Raw genomic sequence first — 19,987 nt, 5'->3', positions numbered from 1 at the left:
ACGAGGTGACGAATGACAGAGGAGTTACCGGAGATCCCCGGATTCCGGTACGCCCGGCCGCTCGGCAAGAACGTCCACCTGTACCGCGGTGCGGACGGCGAGGTCGCGGTCAAGCTGCTCGTCGACCCGCCGCGTGCCGCGGAGATGAGGACGGTGCTGGGACTGGGGCACCCCGGCATCGTCTCGGTGCACCGCGCCGGCCGGACTCGCGCCGGCCTGCTGTACCTGGTGATGAAGCACTACTCGAACGGTGACGTCGGCGCGCTGGCGCCGTTGCCGTTCGAGCGCGTGCTCGACATCGGCGTGCAGGTCGCGGACGCGCTGCACGCCGCGCACCGGGTCGGTGTGGTGCACCGCGACGTCAAGCCCGCCAACGTCCTGCTCGACGAGCACGGCAACGCCTGTCTCACCGACTTCGGCGTGCTCGGCCGCGACCGGCTGCCGTGGACGGCGCCCGAGGTGATCACCAGCGGCCTCCACGGCGTGCGGGCGGACGTCTTCTCGCTCGGGGCGACGCTGTGGCACCTGCTCGTCGGGCACTCGCCGTTCGTGCTGCCTCGGGGCAACAACTCGCACGCCGCTGTGGAGCAACGCGTCCTGCACGGCCGTCCGCCGTCGACCGGCCGGGCTCCGCAGTCGCTGGAAGTCCTGCTGCACCAGGCGATGGCGGCCGATCCCGCCGCGCGTCCGGTGTCCGCGGAGGCCTTTGCACTGCGGCTGCGGGAGATCTACCACGAGACCTCGCCGACCGGGTCCACTGTGGACGCCGTGGTGCTCCCGGCTGAGCCGGGTCCGCGCCGGAAGCGACGCTGGCCGGTGTACGCCAGTGCCGCCGCTGTCGCCGCCGGAGTGCTCGGCACCAGCGGGATGTTGTTCCTGAAGGACGACTCCCTGCCGCAGCAGCCCCAGGAGGTGCAGCCGCAGAGCGCGGTGGGCAACGGGCCGTCGGCCGGCGTGACCGTCACCGTCACCCGCGTGAACCGCGAGACCCTCCGCTTCTCGTGGACCTACCCGTCGCCGCTGGCGGGGGACACGTTCGCCTGGCGCACCAACGACGAACTGAAGACGGGCACGGTCGAGACGCCGTCGGTCGAGCTCTACGCCCCCGGCGCGCTGTGCGTGCAGGTCAGGGTGTTGCGCGCCGACGGCAGCAACGCGAGTGATCAGACGTGGTCACCGGAGGGCTGCGGATTCTGAGGCGTGACGGGCAGCCGGACCGTTGCGACGAGACCGCCCGCGAGGCGCGGCGTGAGGTGCAGCGTTCCACCGTGGGCCCGCACGACGCTGTGCACGATGGCGAGCCCCAGCCCGGCACCGGCGTGCCCGTCGGTGCGGACGCGGTCCGCACCGCGGCGAAACGGTTCGACGAGCGTCGGCACCAGCTCCGCCGGAAGTTGAGGACCCGTGTTCTCGACTCGTAGCACGGCCGTGTCGCGCCACGATTCGGTGTGAACGGTGACGGTGCCGGCCGGGAGGTTGTGGACGATGGCGTTCTGGACGAGGTTCGTCACCATCCGCAGCAGCAGAGCCTCGGAACCGGCGGTCTTCGCGGCATCACCGGTGACGTCGAGCGTGATCTCGCGCTGTTCGGCGAGAGGCAGCAGCGTTTCGACGGCCTCCTCCGCGACGAGCGAGAGATCCACGGGCTCGCGCGTGAAGGCCCCGCGGTCGCTGCGGCTGAGCAGCAACAGGGCCTCGGTGAGGTCGATCGCCCGCGTGTTCACGGTGTGGAGGCGCTCGACGAGTTCGGCGTGGTCGTGCGCCGGGTCCTTGCGGGCGACGTCGAGCAGCGACCGCGTGATCGCCAGCGGGGTGCGCAGCTCGTGCGAGGCGTTCGCGGCGAAGCGCTGCTGTTCGGCGAAGTGCGACTCGAGCTGGTCGAGCATGGCGTCGAACGCGTCGGCCAGCTCGCGGAACTCGTCCTGGCGGCCCGGCAGCCGGACCCGGTGGGACAACGACCCGGTGGAGGACTTCCGTGCCGCGTCGGTGATCCGGTGCAGCGGGGCGAGCATCCGGCCGGCCAGGATCCACCCGCCGGCGAGGCCGGACACCAGCAGGACGGCCAGCGCGATCGCCGCGGCGCGTCCGAAGATGCGGGAGAGCAGGTACCGGTTGGGCGAGGTGTAGAGCAGGCCCTGTTCGACGTTCGGGACGTAGCGCAGCAGGTACATCCACACCACCGCCAGCAGGACCGCGCCGGTGACGAGGACGAGCGCGGCGTAGCTCAGCGTGAGCTTCAGGCGTGCGCTGAGCCCCGGTTGCCTGGTCACGTGGCGATCCGGTAGCCGACACCGGGAACCGTGGCGATGAGCCAGGGTTCGCCGAGTCGTTTGCGCAGCGCCGAGACGGTGATGCGGACGGCGTTGGTGAACGGGTCGGCGTTCTCGTCCCAGGCTCGTTCCAGCAGCTCCTCGGCGCTGACCACACCGCCCTCCGCCGCGACGAGGACCTCGAGCACGGCGAACTGCTTGCGGGTGAGCGCGACGTAACGCCCGTCGCGGAACACCTCGCGGCGGAACGGGTCGAGCCGCAGCCCGGCGAGCTCGCGCACCGGCGGCCGGGCGTGCGCGCGCCTGCGGTCCAGGGCCCGCAGCCGCAGCACGAGCTCGCGCAGGTCGAACGGCTTGGTGAGGTAGTCGTCGGCCCCGAGCTCGAACCCCGAGGCCTTGTCGTCGATCCGGTCGGCCGCCGTGAGCATGAGGATCGGCATGCCGCTGCCACCCGCGACGATCCGCCGGGCGATCTCGTCACCGGACGGGCCGGGGATGTCGCGGTCGAGCACCGCGATGTCGTAGGAGTTGACGTGGAGCAGCTCCAGCGCGGTGTCGCCGTCGTTCGCGACGTCGGCGGCGATCGCCTCCAGCCGCAGCCCGTCCCGGACGGCCTCGGCCAGGTAGGGCTCGTCCTCCACGATCAGCACGCGCATACCCGGCACCCTAGACACCGCTGCATATCGCCGCCGTATCCGTCCGCGCCGCGGTGCGCCACCAGGGGTACGACGCGAGCGCGGCCAGTCCCGCCCCGGCCGCGTTGAGCAGCACGTCGTCCACTGAGGACACCCGGTCCAGCCAGAGGTACTGCGTGATCTCCAGCAGGGCCGACCACGTCGCCGTGACCACGAGCATTCGCCGCACCGACGCCAGCGCCTTGAGCCGCATCGGCCCGAAGAACCCGAACGCGGCGAAGACCAGCAGGTTGCCGACGATCTGACCGGTGTCCATCTCCAGCAGGTCGCGCAGCGGTACGAGGTTGAGCGGGCCGAGGACCTGCCCGGGGCGCTCGCCCGGCAACAGGATCAGCCACACCGACGGCACCGTGCCGTAGACCATGCCGACCTCGGCGAGCGACGTTCGCCACGGTTTCGGGGCGCCGATGACTTTCCTGCGCCACCCCAGGACCACTGTGGTGACGCAGGCGACCGGAAGCGAGAGCACGGTGAGGGCCACGACGCCGGTGAACGTGCCGACCCAGTCCTGCCATTCGTTGAGCATGTCGCCACTGAAGACGGGAAGTGGTTGTGGCGGTGTATCCGGTTTTCGATACGCCCGCGATATGCGCTCAGGACCGGGTGACGGAGTCGAGCAGGTTCTTCGCGACGTCGCGCAGCTTGACGTTCTCGTGCTGCGACCGTTCGACGAGCATCGCGAACGCCTCGTCGGCCGTGCACGAGTGGACCGCCATCAGCACGCCTTTCGCCTGGTCGATGACGGCGCGCGAGATCATCGCCTGTTCCAGGTGGGCGATGTGCTCGCGCGAGCGCTGCCAGCGTTGGTCGGACGTGATCGTGGCCGACGCCGCGGTCGTGAAGAGACGCATCAGGCCCTCGTCGAACGGGTCGAAGGCCGCCGCGGTGTGGCTGTAGATGTTGAGTGTGCCGACGTGCTCGTCACCTGCGGCTTTGGGGGAGGGCAGCACCACGGGCACCGACAGGTACGCGCGGATGTCGTGCTGGGCGACCCCCGCCTCGAACTCCGGCCACACGTCGAGGTGCTCGCCGGCGACCGCTCGCACGGGCCGCAGCGTGCGTGCGGACTCGAAGCACGGGCCGCGACCGGCGCTGTACTGCTTCTCGTCGACTTCGGTGAGCCGGGGATCCGTGGTGGCGGCCGTCCGGAGCTGTCCCGAGGTCACGACGGAGACCGTCACCGCGTCGGCGTCCGGGATCGCCCTGGCCGCCGTCTCCGCGAGCCGCTGCAGGGCGGTGTCGAGCGACTCCTCGCCGGTGAAGGCGTCGCGCAGCAGTTCCAGCGCCTCCGCTGCCTCGTCCAGGCGGGCCACCGGGTCGGGGCGGGAGCCGTTGTGCGATCTGGCGGCGGTCTCGAACGTTCCTGTTTCGTCGGTCATGCCGAGGCACCTCTTCATCCGTAGGAGCGGAGTCCACGGCGCCTGCTTCTCGACGTCGTGCACCGCATCGTACGGGTGTTGATCGCGGCGCGCGTGCGGCTGTACGGGCACAATCGGGGCATTAGGCTGTCGGGGTGGGGGACACCGAAGAGCTCAACGCGTCCGATCGCGACTTCAGCCGGTATCTCCACGCGCGCGTGCTGTCGGTCGTGGGCGCGGTGGTGTCGGCGGTGGCGATGCCGGTCCTCGTCTACCGGCTGACCGGGTCGGCGGGGTGGACCTCGGCGGTGACGGCGGCGGAAGCGTTGCCATACCTCGTGTTCGGGTTGCTCGCGGGTGCGCTCGCGGATCGGCTCGACCGCCGGAAGATGATGGTGGCGCTGGACTTCACGGTCGCCGCCGTGCTGCTGAGCGTGCCGCTGGCGTGGCTCGCCGGGGCGTTGACCGCGCCGCACGTCGTGGCGGTGGCGTTCGCGGCGCAGACGGCGTTCGTGTTCTTCGACGCGGCCAACTTCGGCGCGCTGCCGGCGTTGGTGGGCAAGGACCGGCTGACGGCGGCCTACTCGACCCTCTACGGGCGTTCGACCGTGGTGGAGCTCGTGGTGCCCGGTGTGACGGGACTGCTGGTGGCCGTCGTCGCTCCGGCGGCACTGCTCGCGGTGAACGCGCTGACCGGTGTGGGATCGGCGTTGTTGTTGCGCGGCATCACCAGCAGCATGGCGAACCCGCGTCCGGTGCGCGGTGCCGGCGAACTCGTCGCCGACGTGCGGGAAGGGTTGCGGTTCCTGTGGAAGGAGCCGGTCGTGCGGACGCTCACCCTCGTCGGTGCGGCGCACTCGGTCGCCAACGGTGCGTGGTTCGCGGTGCTCGTGCCGTTCGCCGACCGCGTCCTGGGTGTCGCGCCGCGCGGGGACGTGCGGCTGGCGGCGTTGTTCAGCTGCTGGGGCGTGGGCGCGATCATCGCGTCCCGGTTGCTGCCGCGGCTGACCGAACGCTGGGGCGGCGCGCGGCTGGCGTTGGGAGCGTTGCTGCTCTCGTTGCTCGGCGGGCTTTTCGTGCTCGCGAGCGGGCATTGGCTCGTGACGTGCGTGGCGGCGGTGTACTGGGGTGCCACGAGCGCGACCGTGGTGATCAACGGCATCACCTACCGCCAGCAGGTGTGCCCGGAGGAACTGCAGTCACGGGTGAACACCACGGCCAGGATGCTGGCGTGGGGCCTCGGCCAGCCGCTCGGCGCGGCGCTCGGGGGAGCCGTGGCGGTCGTGGCGGGGGATCCGCGCGCCGGGCTCGCGGCGGGGGTCGCGGTGCTCGGGACCGGCGTGGCGCTGGCGTGGGTGACGCCGGTGCTGCGGCGTGCGGCACGGGCCTGATCTCGACAACCATCCGAACGACCGGATGTCGATGGCGTTCGACGGCGTTACGTTCGCGGGACCCTGCGATCCCTGCGAAGGAGTCCTGCCGTGCGAAGAAGATCCCTGTTATCCACCGCGTTGACGACCGTCCTCGTCGCCGCTGCGATGGCCATCCCTGCGGCCGCCGCACCGCTCGCCGGTTGCTCCGGCACCAACGACGGTGACGTCGCGATCGGCGACAACACCACGGTCGAATCGCCGCTCACCATCTCCGGCTGCGCGTCGGCGCCCTCGGCCGCGAGCGCGGTGCCGGTGAAGATCGCCCACACCTACATCGGCGACCTCGCCGTCACCCTGGTTGCCCCCGACGGCTCGACCTATCCGCTGCACAACCACACCGGCGGCTCGGCCGACAACATCGACCAGACCTACACCGTCGACCTGTCGGGCGAGACCGCGAACGGCACGTGGAAGCTCCGGGTCACCGACAACGCGGCCAACGACGTCGGCCGGATCGACACCTGGTCGCTGAACCTCGCCCCCGCCAACGACTTCTCCGTCGCCGTGTCACCGGCTTCCGGCTCCGTCGCGCCGGGGTCCTCGGCGTCCACGACGGTGCAGACGCAGACGACGAGCGGCCAGCCGCAGACGGTCCAGCTGTCGGCCTCCGGTCTGCCTTCCGGCGCGACCGCGTCCTTCAGCCCGGCGTCCGTCACGACCGGCGCGAACTCGGCGCTGACCATCTCCACCAGCGCGTCGACCCCCGCGGGCACCTACCCGGTGACGATCCAGGCCGCAGGCGCCACGACCAAGACCGCGACCTACACGCTGACCGTCACCTCGGGCGGCGGCGTGCAGATCCCCGACATCGACGTCACGGCGGTCAAGCAGCACCTGACCCAGTTCAACGCGATCGCCACGCAGAACGGCGGCAACCGGCGTTCCACCACGGCCGGCTACCGGGCGTCGGTGGCGTACGTGAAGGACAAGCTGACCGCGGCCGGGTTCACCGTGTCCGAGCAGGCCTGCACGTCGGGCTGCACCACTGGCGCCGGTCCGAACGTGATCGCGGAGTGGCCCGGCGGCAACGCCGACAACGTCTACATGTTCGGCGCGCACCTCGACTCCGTGTCCGCGGGGCCCGGCATCAACGACAACGGCTCGGGTTCCGCCGCGTTGCTGGAGACCGCGCTCGTGCTCTCGCGGACGAACCCGACGATGCTGAACAAGGTCCGCTTCGGCTGGTGGACCGACGAGGAGCAGGGCCTCAACGGCTCGCGCTTCTACGTCTCCCGGCTCACGTCGGCGGAGCGGTCGAAGATCAAGACCTACCACAACTTCGACATGATCGCGTCGGTCAACGGCGGCTACTTCATCAACAACATCAACTCCGCGCAGTCCGCGCACATGAAGGCGTACTGGGACTCCCTGAGCCTGTCGCCGGAGGAGAACACCGAGGGCCGCAACCGTTCCGACGACGCGTCGTTCACCAACGCGGGCATCCCGGCGTCCGGGTACGCCATGGGCGCCAGCGCCACCAAGACCTCGGCCCAGGCGGCGAAGTGGGGCGGCACGGCGGGCAGCGCGTTCGACCCGTGCTACCACCGAGCCTGCGACACCACGAACAACATCAGCGACACCCACCTCAACGCCGCGGTCGACGGCATCGCCTACACCCTGTGGAAGTCGGCCGTGAGCGGTTCGCCCTCGGCGGACTTCTCCGTGTCGGTCTCGCCGGCGTCCGGTTCGGTGGCGGCGGGTTCCGCGGTGTCGGCCACCGTGCAGACCCGGACGGTGAGCGGCGAGCCGCAGACCGTGCAGCTGTCGGCGTCCGGTCTCCCTTCCGGCGCAACGGCTTCGTTCAGCCCGGCCTCCGTGACGACGGGCGGCAGCTCGACGCTGACGATCAGCACCACGGCGTCCGTCGCGTCCGGCACCTACCCGATCACGATCACCGCGACCGGCTCCGGCTCCCGCACCGCGACCTTTTCGTTGACGGTCACCGGCGTCGGCTGTTCCGGCACGAACCCGAACGACGTCGCCATCCCGGACGCGGGCGCGGCGGTCGACAGCGACATCGTGATCTCGGGCTGCACCGCGACACCGTCCGCCAGTTCCACCGTCGCGGTGAACATCCGCCACACCTACATCGGCGACCTGACGGTGGCTCTGATCGCACCGGACGGCACGTCGTACTCGTTGCACAACCGCAGCGGCGGCAGCGCGGACAACATCAACCAGACCTACACGGTGAACCTGTCCGGCGAGGCCGCCAACGGCACGTGGAAGCTCCGCGTCCGTGACCTCGAACAGGCCGATGTCGGCACGATCGACACCTGGACCCTCAACCTGACGCCCTGAGCCCGGTTTCGTGCACCCCTGCCCGCAGGGGTGCACGGCCGCGTGCGGAGGCAATAACACCAGGGGTTCTGTGAAATATAGCCAATAAATCGATTGAACCTTTTTGCCTTCTTGACGGTCCACTTGTGAGCGATAACACTGCCTCGACAATCGATCACACCACTCGGGGACAGCCATTGCCGAACCCAGTCGAGTCACCCCGGCAACCAGGAGCCGTGCGCCGCCTCTGGTGGGGCGCCAGCCATCGCACCAGGCTCGCGGTCATGTGCCTGGGCGTCGTCACGGCGCTCGTCACCACCGCCGCAGCCGGCCTCCTGGACAACGCGCAACCGCGGCAACACGGGGACGCCGGACTCGACACCGCCGTGCACAGAGGCGATTCCTTCGAGGTGACCGTCCACACGGTGTCCGATGTGGACCTGTTCGAAGGCGTGGAACCCGCCACGGGCGTCTTCTTCGACGCCCGCGTGGCAGGCCTGCGCCGCATCGCCGACTGCTGGCTCGCGGAATCCCGTGCCACAGCCCAGAACCTGCTGCTGGGCAAGACGGTCCGGCTCACCGTGAAGAAGGACGTCGACGCGGACAGCAACCGAATCGCGGTGGACGTCCGCCTCCCGAACGGCGAGGACTACGCCCGAACCATCGTGCACGACGGCGTGGCACGAGCAGACCTGACGTCACGCGACGAGCTGGCCCCCGTCGAATCCTCCGCACGCCAGGAACGCCGCGGCCTGTGGGCAGCCAGCTGCCTCACGAACGAAATGCCGACGTCGTCCACCACAACTTCGTCCTCCACTCCCACCACGACGACAACCACCTCCACGCCGGAGCCCTCCACACCGCCACCACCGCCACCTCCGGTCACGACCACCACCACCACCACCACGACACCGTTCGACGAGATCGACAACATCTGGCCGGGCAAGATCTGCTTCAAGGAAGGCGCCCGCCGCACGACCTCGAACGGCGAGGAAATGGTCTGCGCCCGCAACGGCCGCAACAACCTGAGGTGGCGCCGTGCAGACTGACACCGGCATCGACCTGTTCCGCAAACCGCCGGAGATCACCGACCCACCCCCGAGCCTCGACCACGGCAAGCCCCCGCGCGGCCTGACGAAGGCGGGCTGGATACGCACGACGGGCTGGCTCCAGGTAGGCGACCACCCCGTGCACTCCGCCCACGTGGCCACCGTGGTCGGCCTGTTGTGGTCGCTGGTGGTCGCCGCCGTGCTGGTGACGGCCTTCCCAGTCGTTGCAGGCGTTCTGGTGCTCACCGTCCCGGTGCTGTGCGGCGGTTTCTGGTGGCTCTTCACCACGTTCCTGAGGCCGTCGTCGCTGGCCCGCAACGTCGGGACAAAGCAGGCGGACTCGCTGTCACCCGGCGACCTCGTCCGCTTGTACGGCTCGATCGGCCCGATCGCCCAGGTGACCGAGGTGGCGCTCGGGTCGGACGTTCGCGTGACCTTTCACGGCGGCAGTCACCGGTCGTGGGCGCGTGATCAGGTGGTGCATCTGGCAGAGCTGCTCAGCTGACGGCGACGATTGCGATCGGAGCTTGACTTCGGGGACCTTGCTAGGCGCACATCGGCCTTCAAGAGCCGGGCAGGTAGAGAAAGGTGTGGCATCAGGTTCGATTCACTCGATGGTGTTCATTTTCGACCGTAATATTCTCGTGATCTTGCGGTAGAGTCGAACACGTGATCGACCTTCCTCTCCTCTCCACCGGCGAGCTGCTGCGCGGCATCGTCGACGAGGTGACGGAAATCCGGGCCCGCGATTATGCGGTGATGCAGAAAATTGCCGAATTGAACCGGCGCGGAGCCGCCGCTGAACTCGGTTACAAGAATTTGCAGGACGTGTTGCGGCATGCGGTCCGGTGGGACAAGAACACCGCGAAACGCTGGGTCGAGCAGGCCGCGCTGCTGAGCAGTGAGATCACCCTGACCGGCAGTGAGGTCGCTGCCCGGCTTCCGATCGCTGCCGCGGCGGCGGCCGAGGGCGCGGTGTCGATCGATCATGTCGCGGTGGTCGCCGAGGCGATGAAGACTCTGCCTGCCGAGCGTGAGGGGCAGATGGTGGACTACGCGCGCCAGTTCGCGCCCGCCGCGGTGCGCGTGCTGGGCAAGAGGCTGATCTACGCGCTGTTCCAGAGCGACCCCGAGCCGCGTGACCCCGAGCCCGAGTCCGCGCGCAACCGGCTCACGCTGCGGCAGAGCAAGACGGGGGACTGGAAGCTCGCGGCGACGATGGACGCCCTCACCGGCGCGAAGTTCGCGACCCTGCTCGACCCGCTGGCCAAGCCGCGCCCGACCACCGCCGAGGGCCCGGACCCGCGTTCGCTCGACGAACGCCAGGGCGACGCGCTGGCCGAACTCGTCGACCTGACGCTGCGGGCGGACCAGCTGCCCGAACACGGCGGCGAACCAGTCACCCTGACCTTGACAATGCGCTACCAGGACCTGGCCGAGCAGATCGGTGCGGCGACGCTGGACAACGGCGAACCGATCCCGGCCGACCAGGTCCGCCAGCTGGCCTGCAGTGCCGGGATCATCCCGATGGTGATGGGCAGCCGGTCGCAGCCGCTCGACGTGGGCCGCCGGTCGCGGCTGTTCACCGCCGGGATCCGCCGGGCCCTGGTCGCGCGTGATCACGGCTGCGCGTTCCCCGGCTGCCACCGTCCGCCGAAGCATTGCGACGCCCACCACGTGCACCACTGGGCCGACGGCGGCGACACTCGCGTCGACAACGGCGTGCTGCTGTGCCGTCACCACCACACCCTGATCCACCGCAGCGGGTGGGAAGTGACGATGGAGCACGGCCTACCGGTCTTCTACGCGCCCGCCTGGCTGGACCCGCTGCGAACACCCAGACGCAACCAGCTTCACACCGCCGCCTGACTCCGACCGGGGAACGCGAGCGGCCCATCACCGCCTCCACCGCCACGGCCGTGCAGCACCACCACGGCCGTGGCACAGCCATGCCCAAACCCGGCCAGGGTCGGAAAGCGGGGACAAGGGCGATCACCCTGACGAAGCGGCAATAGTCCAGACGGGGGCGGGGCACCGGCGCAGGCAAGGGACTGGACGAGACCGTGGCGCTGGCACATGCAAGGCGCTGATGAGGCCTAAACCGCCCACTGTCAATCATTGCGAAAGGCAAAGCCCCCGAAACCGCGATGCGAAGCGAGCCGGACAGCACCCGATGCCACGCCGTTCAAGCGGTAATTTCCGGAACCCGACCGCCTAACGCAACCACGCACGCTCGCGATTGGGGCTTGACTTTGGGTGCGAGGTGCTACCGTGTTCGGATCGGCCGGGCGCTTTACATGCCCGGCTTTTGAAGGCCGATCTGCGCCTCGCAAGGGCCCCGAAGTCAAGCCCCAATCGCAATCGTCGCGAAGCGGCGATGAAATGACCCCGCTCGTCAACACCCAACGCAACCAACTAAGCAAGGCGACGGAACCCGCACTACCGGACCCCTCCGGCAAGCTCACTCAGGCCGAAGATCAGTCACCGACAACCCGTACTCGTCACGCAACCGTCCAGCCACAAGCGACCGATGACAAGCCTCCGCATCCCGCTCCACACAAAACAACGCCGAAAACCCGGGAAGCGCCCTCACCAGCTCACCAAGGTCGAACGGCGCCAAAACCTCCTGGGTGTACCGCGAAGCGAAAGCCGGCGCCAACGCGACCCGAGACCGTTTGCCCACCCCCTGCCGATCATCCTCCTGGTACTGCAGCTGCCTCATCTCCGTGGTGGGCGCAAGCTCCTTCACGTGCCGGTACCCGATGCCGGCAGAGGCCAGCAGCCCTTGCAGCTGCGCCGAGTTGGCCCACGCGTACTCGTGCCCCCGAACGCCACGACGTTGCCGGAGATCGACCAGCATCTCCACGCCGGCGCCGGTGAGCGTCGAGATGAAGGTGGCGGCCGTGAAGCCGTAGACGCCGATCGTCGCGATCCGTTTCGTCGCAGTGCGTTTCACAGCCGCCACCTCCAGGAGCTCTACGGTAGGAGCGGCACCAGCATCGGCTGGTCAACGACCCACAACCATGACCCGTCCGGCTGACGTCGTGCGATCTCGACCGTCATCTCGCCGGTGGCCAGCGTGGTGGCGGTGAGCGCCAGGTCGCCGCAGACCAGGGCGGGGTGCTGCCTGCCGGGCACCAGGTCCGGGGCGGCTGCCACGAAACCCTCGTAGACCTTGCGGATTTCGGCGTGTCCGGTCGCGATGGTGCCCGGCGGGAACGCCAGCACCGCGTCCGGTTCGTACAGCGCCACCAGGCCGTCCACGTCGCCCGCCTTGCCGCGTTCGATGAAGAACCTGCTCAGGTCGTTCGGTTCGGTGGCCACAGGAATGTTCGTCATGCGGAGGAGCCTGCCAACGAATCACGTCACCTTGTGTCGTGTATTTCGTAGAGTTCGGGAATGCGTGCCGATCGGTTGGTGTCGCTCGTGTTGCTGTTGCGCCGGCACGGTCGGCTGTCGGCGACGGCGCTCGCTCGCGAGCTCGAGGTGTCGACCCGCACCGTGTTGCGGGACATCGATGCGTTGTCGGCGGCCGGGGTGCCGGTTTACGCCGAGCGCGGTCGGCACGGCGGGTTCGCGTTGTTGCCCGGTTTTCAGACCGAGCTCACCGGGCTGAACCACGACGAGGCGCTCGCGCTGCTGGTTGCCGGGTCTCGGCGGGGTGCGCAGGCGTTCGGTCTCGGTACGGCGCTCGCCTCGGCCATGCGCAAGGTGGTCGACGCGTTGCCGGAGAGCTACCGGGCCACGGCGGCCGGTGCTGCCGAACGACTGCTCATCGATCCGGACACCGATCTCCTCGCGCGCAGGCGGATTCCGGACGAGGTGCCCGACGCCGTTGTGGCCGAGGTGCGGCGCGCTGTGTTCGCGGGCCACAAGGTGCGGATCCGCTACGCGGCCGCCGGGCAGGCGCCGAAGTGGCGCACGGTCGACCCGATCGGGCTGGTCACGGTGCGCGAACAGGGATACCTGCTGGCCGCCAGGGAGGGGGAGGACCGGACTTACCGGTTGTCGAGGATCGTCGCCGCCGAGGAGCTCGACGAACCCGCGCAGCGGCCGGACCGGGTCGATCTGGACCTGGCCTGGCAGGAACGCAGTGCGCGGTTCCGCAGCGGCGGTGACCAGGTCGCGGTGGTGCTGCGGCTGGATCCGGCGCGGCGCGAGGACCTGGTGACCACCGCGCTGGCGGTCCTGGCCGAGCGGACCGACGCGGACGGCCGGCTGCGGCTGGAGGTGACCTTCCAGGACTCGCGGCACGCCGAATGGGCGGTCTGGCAGCTTGCGGCGAATGCGGAAGTGCTTGCGCCGCAATGGTTGCGCGTGGCCGTCCGAGACCGTGCAGCGGCACTCGCCGCACGCTACGCAAGCGATGTGACCTGAGATCTTCCGGCAGATCGGTCTGGCCTGACGCCGGTGCGGCTCGCGGAGGCGAGCAGCAGGGCGACCATCACCAGTCCGAAGCCGATCAGGCCCAGTACGACCATGATGCCGACGTGGAGGGCGGCGCCCGCGAGCACCGCCCACCGCCGGACGCGGACGACGCAGAACGCCGACACCGCCAGGAACGCCTCGAAGACGAGCGTGCCCCACGTCATCAGCGGGCCCAGGCCGTTGACGAGCCCGGCCAGTGCGGGTCTGGCGCCGAAGTAGGCGTCCTGCATCGCGTAGTGCATCGCCTCGCCGGTGCGCCACTCCGGTTCGCGCAGCTTGAACCACACCGCCTCGCCGTAGACGACGGCGACCTGGATCCGGATCGCCAGGTGGGCGGCGGCCGCCGCGCCGTGCCACCTCGGGGGCATCCGGGTGGCCGGGCTGGTCCAGTGCCACCGGCGGTCGTCGCCCAGCAGCACCGGGATCAGGAGCAGGGCGAGGATCTTGCTGATGTGCTCGCCGCCGTTCGACGCGATCAGCGCGGCGCTGAAGCTGAACGCCACGTACCAGTGCGGCACGCACGTCCATCGAGGCCGATAGCCGACGGCCACGGCGACAAGCACCGCGATCGCGATCCAGCGTGCGACCGAAGGGTTGAAACCCAGGCACCACAAGGAGGTTCCGCGCAGACCGGTGCACTGCGGTCCGTCGGGAGCGCCGTCGAGACCGGGGAACAGGCCGGTGTCGGAGGTGAACGCCAGGGTCAGCAGCTGGGCCGCGGCGACGAGGGTGCGGGCCGCGCCGAGCAGTGGCGAACGCGGGTCGGCCGCCAGGAGCCGGTTCAGCACGTCAGCTCCACGGCGGCGACGCGGGTGACGCGCCTGGTCGTGCGGTCGGCGGACGGACGTTCGACGGCGAAGACGGCGGGGCCGCACACGTGCGGTGCGAACCCGTCGGGGATCGGTGTGCGCGGAGCTTCGGTGATCACGCGCGTGCACGCGGCGATGTCCGCGGCGTCGCAGTCCCGCCACTGGTCCGGCCGGACGGACCGCGCGGTGGACACCAGCCGGGCCATGTCGCCGTAGGACGTTCTGTTCAACCCGTACTGGTAGCGGGCGTCGGCGGCGGGGCGGGTCAGCGGGACGAACGAGTCGCCGGACTGCTGATAGACGACGGTGAACTCGCGTTCAGCGGAATTGACGTAGAAGCGCCACGCCATCGGCCAGATCAATTTAGCGGCGTCCTGGCGAGCGGTGATCGAATCGCCGACGAGACTCTTCGGCAGATACGTGACGGCGATGCCGAGGGTGAGTACCAAAAGCGCCGCGCAGGTGAACGCGAAACCCTGCGCGGCGCCTGTCCGGTCGTCAGGGTCGCCGGGCACCGAACCAGCTCAGCATCCGGTCGAGCACGGCGCGAGGCCGGCCTGCACGGTCTCGGACGAGCCGGGGCCCGATGTGTCCGAACCGGGCAGGAGCAGCGCCGCGGCCAGTGCCAACACCGCCGACAGCGCTCCCAGTAAGGCGTACCACCGCATTTCGAACGCCCCCTCTTCACGTTGGACCGCCACAGCAACTGTGGCGGCGGTTACACATGAGAGCCGGTCCGGCGCTCCCTGTCAACGTTTACTGCACGTGTCTGAATGGGTTCGAAGCGTAGTTGGAATGTTTTCGCGAAAACGATCCTTCAGTTCCGCGCTGATGTGGTATTCAAAAGGCCTTCACATTGATTCGGGGGAGTCCGTGGTCCTTGAATATCGGATACTCGGCCCGCTGGAACTCCACCGAGCGGGCAGTCCTGTCGAGCTCGGCGGAGAACGGCAGCAGAAGCTGCTCGCCGTGCTGTTGCTCAACGCCGGATCGGTCGTGTCGTTCGACCGGCTCGTGGACGAGCTGTGGGACGACCCTCCGCAGACCGCGCGCCGTCAGGTGTCCAACGCCGCGGCGGGCGTGCGCCGCGTGATCGGTGCGGCCGGTGGGCGCCTGGTCACGACGACGCACGGCTACCGCGTGCAGATCGACGGCGAGACCCTCGACTCCGACGTCTTCCGCACCCTCGTGCGCGACGCGGACGCCGCGGCGGAAGCCGGGCGCCTGAAGGAGGCCGCCGCCGCGCTGACCGAAGCGCTGGCGTTGTGGCGCGGCCCGTTGCTGGACGGGCTCGCCTCGTCGTCGATCACGACGGCCCGCGACGCGATGGCCGAGCAGCGGCTGGTGGCGGTGGAACGGCTGGCGCGATTACGCCTCGAGCTCGACGACCCCGCTCTGGTCGCCGAGCTCGTCGGGCACGTGGCCGAGAACCCGCTGCGGGAGTCGTTGCGCGCCACGCTGATGCGGGCGTTGTACCGGGCGGGACGGCAGGGCGACGCGCTGGCGGTGTACGAGGAGGGACGCCGGCTGCTCGCCGAGGAGCTGGGCGCGGATCCCGGTCCGGAACTGCGGGCCCTGCACGAGCGGATGCTGCGCTCCGAGCCGGCCGGTGAGCTGGCGCAACCGCTGACCGCCGAGCCGGTCGGTTCGTTTCTCCCTTACGACACACCGGATTTCACCGGCCGCGCCGCCGAGGTGGCGCAGTTGCTCGCCTTCGCGGCCGACGGCCTGACGATCCTCGTCGTCGAGGGCATGGGCGGCGTCGGGAAGACCGCGCTCGCCGTGCACGTCGCGCATCTGCTGCTCGACCGCTACCCGGACGGCCAGTACTTCGTGGACCTGCGCGGTCACACCGACGACGTGCGGCCGATGACGGCGGACGAGGCGGTGGACGCACTGCTGTGGCAGACCGGTGTTCCCGCGCACCAGATGCCGGCCGACCCGGCGTCGCGGCGGGACCGCTGGCGCGAACGCACGGCCGGCAGGCGGGTGCTGGTCCTGCTCGACAACGCCGCCGACTCCGCGCAGGTCCGGCCGTTGCTGCCGGGTGGACCGGGATCGCTCGTGCTGGTGACCAGCAGACGCCAGCTGCTCGACCTGCCCGGCGCGGTGCCGCTGCCGTTGGACGTGCTCGAACCGGACGGGGCCGTGGAACTGTTCGGGCGGATCGCGTCGGCCGACCGCGTCAACGCCGAACGCCAGGCGACCGAGGCGGTGGTCGCGTTGTGCGGCGGCCTCCCGCTGGCCGTGCGGATCGCCGCGTCCCGCTTCCGCCGCCGTCCGAAGTGGACGATGGCGGACCTCGCCGATCAGCTGCGTGACCGGCGCAGGCGCGACCGCACGTTCACGATGGAGGACCAGAGCGTCTCCGGCGTGATCGCGTTGTCCTACCGGCACCTCAACCCGGTGCGGCAGCGGCTGTTCCGGCTGCTCGGACTCGTGCCGGGCCACGACTTCGACGCGTACGTGGCCGCCGCGCTGACCGGGATGGCGCCCGCCGACGCCGAGGACGTGCTGGAGGCGCTGCTGGAGACGAACCTGGTGATGCAACGCGACTCCGGCCGCTACTGCCTGCACGACCTGGTGCGCGACTGCGCCCGCGGCATGGCCGAGCAGCTGAGCCCCGACGAGGTGCGCGGGGCCCGGCACCGGTTGTTCGACCACTACCTCGGATTCGCCGAGAAGTACTGCGCGACGCTCACGATGGGCTACCCGCGGTTCACCCCGGAGATTGCGCACGACTCACCCGCACCCGCGCCGGGCAGCGCCGAGGAGGCGTTGCGCGGCCTGCGCGCCGAGCACAGGAACTTCGTCGCGGTCGTCGAACACGCCGCGACGCACGGCTGGCTGACGCACGCGTGGCAGCTGCCGTGCGCGCTGGTGCCGTACTTCCAGCGGATCGGGCAGCGGGCCGGCGTGCTGGAGCTGGCCGACCAGGCGGTGCGGGCGGCCCGTGAGCTGGGCGACCAGCGCGGGCTCGCGCTCGCGTGGCAGACGGTGGCGTTCGCGTTGCGGGAGCAGGGCCGCAGCCTCGAGGTGCGCGACGTCCTGGAGCGGTCGGTCGCGATCTGCCGGGAGCTCGACGACCTGCCCGCGCTCGCCGGCGGGCTGCGTGATCTCGGCGTCTCGCTGCTGCAGGCCGGTGACCTCACCGAGTCCGCGCTGCGGTTCGAGGAGGCGCGTCAGGTCGCGCAGACGCTCGGCGACGCGGACAACGGCGTCAACTCCGCGATCAACCTCGGCATCGTCGCCTGCCAGCTCGGCATGTACGACAGGGCGCGGTTGCTGTTCGAGCAGGCTCTCGTGCACCACCAGCGGGTGGGGTCGGTCGAGGGCGAGGCGATCACGCTGATCAACATCGGCTGGCTGGAGCACAACCGGGAACGCGACGAGTTCGCGGTCGACCCGCTCGACCGGGCGGTCCGGCTGAGCCGCTCGATCGGGTTCGTGCGCGGGGAGGTCGTGGCGCTGTCGTGGTTGTCGGTGACCTACCGGGCGCAGGGACGCCTCGACGAGGCGACGTCGGTGGCCGTCGCGTCCCGGGAGGCTGCGCGGTCGTCGGACCTGCACGAACCGGAGTGCGACGCGATCACCGCCGTGGCCGAGGCGGATCTCGCGGCCGGTCGGCTGGCCGAGGCGCAGGCGGGCTTCCACGAGGCGGAGCGGGTGTCGCTGGAGGGCGATCTGCCGCTGGCGCTCGCGCGGGCGAGGGAGGGCCTGGCCCACGTCGCCGCCGCGCTCGGCGAGCACGACAGGGCGCGCAACCTGTGGGAGAAGGCGCTGCCCGTCTACCACGACGACGCGCCGGAGACCGGACAGATCCGCGCCCATCTGGCCGCGCCCGGTGACAGGTCGGTGTTGTGCAGCCGCTGCCGGACCCGCGCGGGCGCCCTGCGTCCCGTGACCCAGGTGCTCGCTCCCCGGAAGGTGCACGCCTAGCGCCGATGTTCCGGCCGATGTCGAGCGAAGGCCGAGCCGATGCTGAGCGTTGCTTGACTCCCCACCCAGCGGTGACGCCGGAGAGGGACCGGGGGGTCGGATGCGTCTGCACGTGCTGGGTCCGTTGGAGGTGCACGGGGCTGAGGGGCGCCTCGCCATCGGCGGGGTGAAACGGCAGGGGGTGCTGGTCGCGCTGTTGTTGCGCGCCGGCGAGATGGTCTCCACCGACAGGCTGGTGGAGACGTTGTGGGGTGAGGCGCCGCCGCGCTCGGCGCCGTCGAACGTGCGCACCTACGTGTCGGATCTGCGGCGGATGCTGGCGGGGACCGCCCAGGTCAGCAGCGTCGGGGTCGGCTACCGGATGGAGGTGGATCCCGCCGAGGTCGATCTGCACGTGTTCCACCGCCTCGCCGACGAGGGCGAGCAGGCCGTCCGTGCGGGGGAGCACGGGCACGCGGTCGGCGTGCTGACGCGGGCGCTGGGGTTGTGGCGAGGGCGGGCGTTCGGCGGGGCCGAGCTGGGGCCGTGGGTGGACGCGGCGGCGACCGCGCTGGACGACCGGCGCTGGGCGGCGTTGTCGGCGCTGGTGGAGGCGCTCACCGCGACGGGGCGCGGGGACGACGCGATCTGCCTGCTGCGCGAGATGGTCGCCGAACGCCCGCTGGCGGAGGGCACCTGGGCCCAGCTGGTCGGGGCGCTGCACCGGGCCGGACGCACGGCGGACGCCCTGGCCGTCTTCGGCAAGGCGCGGGACGTGCTGCGCACCGAGCTCGGCCTGGATCCGGGGCCCGTGCTGCGGGACGCCCAGCGCCGGGTGTTCGCCGCCGTTCCGCGTGGTCTGCCGCCGGGTCCGGCCGATTTCGCCGGTCGCAGGAGGGAGCTCGCCGCGATCACGGCCTCGGCCAGCCGGATGACGGTGGTGTGCGGCCCGCCTGGGATCGGCAAGTCCGCCCTGGTGCTGCGGGCGGCGGAACGGCTCGCACCGTCCTTTCCGGACGGTCAGCTCTACCACGCGGTCACCCGCGGAACGGGTGGCGCTCTCACGGAGTTGTTGTGTGCCCTGGGGGTCCGGCGGGACGACGTGCCGGAAGAGATCGCCGACCGGGCCGCGGCGTACCGGTCGCTGCTCGCGGAACGGCGCGTGCTGATCGTGCTCGACGGCGCGCGGGAGGTCGCGCCGTTCGTGCTCGGCACCGGGCAGAGCCGGGTGCTCGTCTCGACCCGCCGCACGCCCGGCGGGTTCGAGGCCCTGAGACTCGGCCCGCTCGCCGACCGGGACGCCGTTCGCGTGCTCGGCGTGGCGAGGGCGACGGCCGAACCCGCCGCCGCACGGGCCGTGGTGCGGGCGTGCGCCGGCAACCCGCGCGCGTTGCGGATCATCGCGGAACGCCTGGCGTTGCGGCCGGGGATGTCGTTGCGGCGCCTGGCCGATCGCATGGCCGACGACGCCGGAGTGCTGGACGAGCTCGCCGTCGGCACGACCAGTGTGCGGGCGGAGATCGCCGCCAGCCTCGACGCGTTGTCACCCGCGGCGCTGCGGGCGTTGCGCGCGCTCGCCACCACCGGCTCCGCTCGCGAGCCGGGACGCACCGAGTCCGCCGTGGACCTCGCCGTCGAGGAACTGGTGGCGGCCGGTCTCGTCGATCCGGCCGGCCGGGTCGACCCGCTGGTGCGGCTGTGCGCCCGCGAGCTGTCCGCCGAGTCCGTCCCGCTCTGACCGGAGGTT

General features: G+C 70.6%; 18 protein-coding genes. 9 read left to right on the top strand and 9 right to left on the bottom strand.

Features of this window, described 5'->3' with window-relative positions; genetic code table 11:
• Positions 1–12 precede the first annotated feature (12 nt).
• Positions 13–1,197 (top strand): serine/threonine-protein kinase, encoded by a 1,185-nt coding sequence (locus IEZ09_RS09830; RefSeq protein WP_189253314.1) that lies wholly within the window; start codon positions 13–15, stop codon positions 1,195–1,197.
• Here the strand turns inward: IEZ09_RS09830 and IEZ09_RS09825 are convergent.
• From IEZ09_RS09825 to IEZ09_RS09810, 4 genes are all read right to left on the bottom strand, one after another.
• On the bottom strand, positions 1,164–2,270 hold the full coding sequence (locus IEZ09_RS09825; RefSeq protein ID WP_189253313.1) for a sensor histidine kinase: 1,107 nt from the start codon (positions 2,268–2,270) through the stop codon (positions 1,164–1,166). The two genes, IEZ09_RS09830 and IEZ09_RS09825, sit on opposite strands and share 34 nt — an antisense overlap.
• Positions 2,267–2,926 (bottom strand): response regulator transcription factor, encoded by a 660-nt coding sequence (locus tag IEZ09_RS09820; RefSeq protein ID WP_189253312.1) that lies wholly within the window; start codon positions 2,924–2,926, stop codon positions 2,267–2,269. The genes IEZ09_RS09825 and IEZ09_RS09820 overlap by 4 nt, the downstream gene beginning before the upstream one ends.
• A 10-nt stretch (positions 2,927–2,936) precedes the next feature.
• Positions 2,937–3,491 carry a VanZ family protein gene (locus tag IEZ09_RS09815; protein ID WP_189253311.1) on the bottom strand — a complete coding sequence of 185 codons (555 nt, stop codon included), beginning with the start codon at positions 3,489–3,491 and terminating at the stop codon, positions 2,937–2,939.
• A 67-nt stretch (positions 3,492–3,558) separates the two neighbouring features.
• A complete protein-coding gene (locus IEZ09_RS09810) occupies positions 3,559–4,344 on the bottom strand; it encodes a GAF and ANTAR domain-containing protein (protein WP_189253310.1) in 786 nt (261 codons plus the stop codon).
• 134 nt (positions 4,345–4,478) lie between these two features.
• On the opposite strand from IEZ09_RS09810, the gene IEZ09_RS09805 reads away from it, so the two are divergent.
• The 5 genes from IEZ09_RS09805 to IEZ09_RS09785 all read left to right on the top strand — a co-directional run bounded on the left by IEZ09_RS09805 (position 4,479) and on the right by IEZ09_RS09785 (position 10,954).
• A complete protein-coding gene (locus tag IEZ09_RS09805) occupies positions 4,479–5,714 on the top strand; it encodes an MFS transporter (RefSeq protein ID WP_189253309.1) in 1,236 nt (411 codons plus the stop codon).
• Positions 5,715–5,804: 90 nt separating this feature from the next.
• Positions 5,805–8,057, top strand: a complete 2,253-nt coding sequence (locus IEZ09_RS09800; RefSeq protein WP_229812403.1) for a proprotein convertase P-domain-containing protein — start codon at positions 5,805–5,807, stop codon at positions 8,055–8,057.
• Between the two features lie 215 nt (positions 8,058–8,272).
• Positions 8,273–9,085, top strand: a complete 813-nt coding sequence (locus IEZ09_RS09795; RefSeq protein WP_189253308.1) for a thermonuclease family protein — start codon at positions 8,273–8,275, stop codon at positions 9,083–9,085.
• Positions 9,075–9,590, top strand: coding sequence for a hypothetical protein (locus IEZ09_RS09790; RefSeq protein ID WP_189253307.1), 516 nt, complete (start codon positions 9,075–9,077; stop codon positions 9,588–9,590). The genes IEZ09_RS09795 and IEZ09_RS09790 overlap by 11 nt, the downstream gene beginning before the upstream one ends.
• 164 nt (positions 9,591–9,754) lie before the next feature.
• A complete protein-coding gene (locus tag IEZ09_RS09785) occupies positions 9,755–10,954 on the top strand; it encodes an HNH endonuclease signature motif containing protein (RefSeq protein ID WP_189253306.1) in 1,200 nt (399 codons plus the stop codon).
• Positions 10,955–11,546: 592 nt separating this feature from the next.
• Here the strand turns inward: IEZ09_RS09785 and IEZ09_RS09780 are convergent.
• The gene (locus IEZ09_RS09780) at positions 11,547–12,050 is read right to left on the bottom strand and encodes a DUF488 domain-containing protein (RefSeq protein ID WP_229812402.1); all 504 of its coding nucleotides are present in this window, start codon (positions 12,048–12,050) and stop codon (positions 11,547–11,549) included.
• Between the two features lie 11 nt (positions 12,051–12,061).
• Complete coding sequence (locus IEZ09_RS09775) at positions 12,062–12,409, bottom strand: YybH family protein (RefSeq protein ID WP_189253427.1); 348 nt, start codon at positions 12,407–12,409, stop codon at positions 12,062–12,064.
• Between the two features lie 75 nt (positions 12,410–12,484).
• Between IEZ09_RS09775 and IEZ09_RS09770 the strand changes: the two genes are divergently transcribed.
• Complete coding sequence (locus tag IEZ09_RS09770; protein WP_189253305.1) at positions 12,485–13,462, top strand: helix-turn-helix transcriptional regulator; 978 nt, start codon at positions 12,485–12,487, stop codon at positions 13,460–13,462.
• Here IEZ09_RS09770 and IEZ09_RS09765 read toward each other — a convergent pair.
• Genes IEZ09_RS09765 through IEZ09_RS09755 form a run of 3 tightly spaced genes read right to left on the bottom strand, consistent with a single transcriptional unit; the run spans position 13,441 to position 14,990 of the window.
• On the bottom strand, positions 13,441–14,301 hold the full coding sequence (locus tag IEZ09_RS09765) for a sporulation-delaying protein SdpB family protein (protein ID WP_189253304.1): 861 nt from the start codon (positions 14,299–14,301) through the stop codon (positions 13,441–13,443). The two genes, IEZ09_RS09770 and IEZ09_RS09765, sit on opposite strands and share 22 nt — an antisense overlap.
• Positions 14,295–14,837 (bottom strand): hypothetical protein, encoded by a 543-nt coding sequence (locus tag IEZ09_RS09760; protein WP_189253303.1) that lies wholly within the window; start codon positions 14,835–14,837, stop codon positions 14,295–14,297. Before IEZ09_RS09760 ends, IEZ09_RS09765 begins: the two co-directional genes overlap by 7 nt.
• A 9-nt stretch (positions 14,838–14,846) precedes the next feature.
• Positions 14,847–14,990 (bottom strand): hypothetical protein, encoded by a 144-nt coding sequence (locus IEZ09_RS09755; RefSeq protein WP_189253302.1) that lies wholly within the window; start codon positions 14,988–14,990, stop codon positions 14,847–14,849.
• Positions 14,991–15,195: 205 nt separating this feature from the next.
• On the opposite strand from IEZ09_RS09755, the gene IEZ09_RS09750 reads away from it, so the two are divergent.
• Together IEZ09_RS09750 and IEZ09_RS09745 are read left to right on the top strand one after the other, a co-directional pair.
• Positions 15,196–18,261, top strand: a complete 3,066-nt coding sequence (locus tag IEZ09_RS09750) for an AfsR/SARP family transcriptional regulator (protein WP_189253301.1) — start codon at positions 15,196–15,198, stop codon at positions 18,259–18,261.
• A gap of 100 nt (positions 18,262–18,361) precedes the next feature.
• Positions 18,362–19,978: an AfsR/SARP family transcriptional regulator gene (locus tag IEZ09_RS09745; protein ID WP_189253300.1), complete on the top strand. Its 1,617-nt coding sequence runs from the start codon at positions 18,362–18,364 to the stop codon at positions 19,976–19,978.
• The last annotated feature ends 9 nt before the right edge of the window (positions 19,979–19,987 follow it).

It is taken from the genome of Lentzea flava (assembly GCF_014648475.1).
Taxonomy (GTDB): Bacteria; Actinomycetota; Actinomycetes; order Mycobacteriales; family Pseudonocardiaceae; genus Lentzea; species Lentzea flava.
Note: the sequence above shows the minus strand (reverse complement) of the source record. Positions and strands in the feature narration are given on the sequence as shown.

What these genes read in the sequence shown, in the direction of transcription:
- IEZ09_RS09830 (WP_189253314.1), top strand. Translation starts at nt 13, where the DNA reads ATGACAGAGGAGTTACCGGAGATCCCCGGATTCCGGTACGCCCGGCCG.
- IEZ09_RS09820 (WP_189253312.1), bottom strand. Translation starts at nt 2,926, where the DNA reads ATGCGCGTGCTGATCGTGGAGGACGAGCCCTACCTGGCCGAGGCCGTC.
- IEZ09_RS09815 (WP_189253311.1), bottom strand. Translation starts at nt 3,491, where the DNA reads ATGCTCAACGAATGGCAGGACTGGGTCGGCACGTTCACCGGCGTCGTG.
- IEZ09_RS09810 (WP_189253310.1), bottom strand. Translation starts at nt 4,344, where the DNA reads ATGACCGACGAAACAGGAACGTTCGAGACCGCCGCCAGATCGCACAAC.
- IEZ09_RS09770 (WP_189253305.1), top strand. Translation starts at nt 12,485, where the DNA reads ATGCGTGCCGATCGGTTGGTGTCGCTCGTGTTGCTGTTGCGCCGGCAC.
- IEZ09_RS09755 (WP_189253302.1), bottom strand. Translation starts at nt 14,990, where the DNA reads ATGCGGTGGTACGCCTTACTGGGAGCGCTGTCGGCGGTGTTGGCACTG.
- IEZ09_RS09745 (WP_189253300.1), top strand. Translation starts at nt 18,362, where the DNA reads ATGCGTCTGCACGTGCTGGGTCCGTTGGAGGTGCACGGGGCTGAGGGG.